The 1,255-nt window shown below is 48.4% G+C and carries 2 protein-coding genes; both read left to right on the top strand.

Annotated elements, in window-relative coordinates; translation table 11 throughout:
- Positions 1 to 44 precede the first annotated feature (44 nt).
- Entirely contained in the window at positions 45 to 839 is a 795-nt protein-coding gene (locus IQ234_RS21470; RefSeq protein WP_228008652.1) for a transposase, read from the top strand.
- A 44-nt stretch (positions 840 to 883) separates the two neighbouring features.
- Positions 884 to 1,237 (top strand): transposase, encoded by a 354-nt coding sequence (locus IQ234_RS21465; protein WP_322743474.1) that lies wholly within the window; start codon positions 884 to 886, stop codon positions 1,235 to 1,237.
- Positions 1,238 to 1,255 lie beyond the last annotated feature (18 nt).

Here is a 1,255-nt window from a genome sequence, read left to right as displayed (position 1 = left end):
TGAGAAAATCAAGCTAGAGATTTAGAGGAGCATCGTGAAAGGCAATGCTGAAAAACAAATATCTCAAGCAGTGGTCGTGCATAGTATCAGAACATCTGCCCCATTTGTCAATACCGCAAGCTATCGGATTGGCAACTTGGAGCTTCGGGATGGTCATGACCAAATCGAGCAGTTTGACTCAGGTGTCGAGGTTGATTGCGGCAGTCAATGAGGAAAAACCCAATAGAGTCAGACAGAGACTCAAAGAATGGTATCAGTCCTGGAAAGCGAAAAAAGGAGAAAAGCGCAGCACTCTTGAGGTGAGTAGTGGTTTTGCGCCATTGTTAATCTGGGTGATCAGTTTACTGCCTATCAATATAGAAATAATAGCCCTAGCACTGGATGCCACCACTAGGGGCAATAAAGTCGTAGTTTTGTCGATTAATGTCTTGCTGGCGGGCTGTGGGATTCCCATAGCTTGGTCGAGCGTCAAAGCTAATCAACCGGGCAGTGGTCAACCTCACTGGCAAAAACTGCTCAGAAAGCTCAAAGAAGCGGTTCCTAATGGCTGGACTGTAATTGTCCCAGCCGACCGCGGCTTATACGCGCCTTGGCTCTATCAAGTGATTGTGGAAGCCGGCTGGCATCCGTTTTTACGCATTAACCGGCAAGGACTGGTCAAAATTTCCCCTCATGGTCAATGGCAGCCCTTAGATGCCCTAGTTTCAGCCCCTGGACAATCTTGGTCGGGTCAGTTGGTTTGCTTTAAAACTAATCCCTTGGCCTGTACCTTGCTGGCCCGTTGGGATTCTGGCTATCAAGAGCCTTGGTTGGTTTTGACCGACTTGTCACCCCGCTGATGCCCTCTGGTATGGCTTACGTCCTTCTACGGAGTGTGTTGACCGTGACCTCAAATCCGACGGCTGGCAATGGCAAAACACAAAGCCTGCTTGACCCACCGCTTGCCGAACGCCTTTGGTTAGCTATGGCTGTAGCTACTCTCTGGATGGTTATGCCCGGTGGAGAAGCGGAAAATCAATCTCCTGAACCCAATTTGTCGCCACTTCCCCCCCAACATACTGTCTTTAGTAAAACTCTCCACCTCAAACCTCTACGTCAGCTTTCTTGTTTTCTTCTGGGTTCTATTACCCTAGTTGCTGATTTACTGAAAGGTTTGTCGATTCACCTTCATCGTTGGAGTTCTTTCTCTCCCACCCCCGTTGATGCTTTTTACTACTCCCCTTCCTCTTGGTTGTAAAATACCTACACCTGTCAG

The organism is Microcystis aeruginosa LEGE 91341 (genome assembly GCF_015206885.1).
Taxonomy (GTDB): Bacteria; Cyanobacteriota; Cyanobacteriia; order Cyanobacteriales; family Microcystaceae; genus Microcystis; species Microcystis aeruginosa_H.
Note: the sequence above shows the minus strand (reverse complement) of the source record. Positions and strands in the feature narration are given on the sequence as shown.

Bases quoted from the DNA above. Each gene is read 5' to 3' on its own strand.
- IQ234_RS21470 (WP_228008652.1), top strand. From the start codon at position 45: ATGCTGAAAAACAAATATCTCAAGCAGTGGTCGTGCATAGTATCAGAA.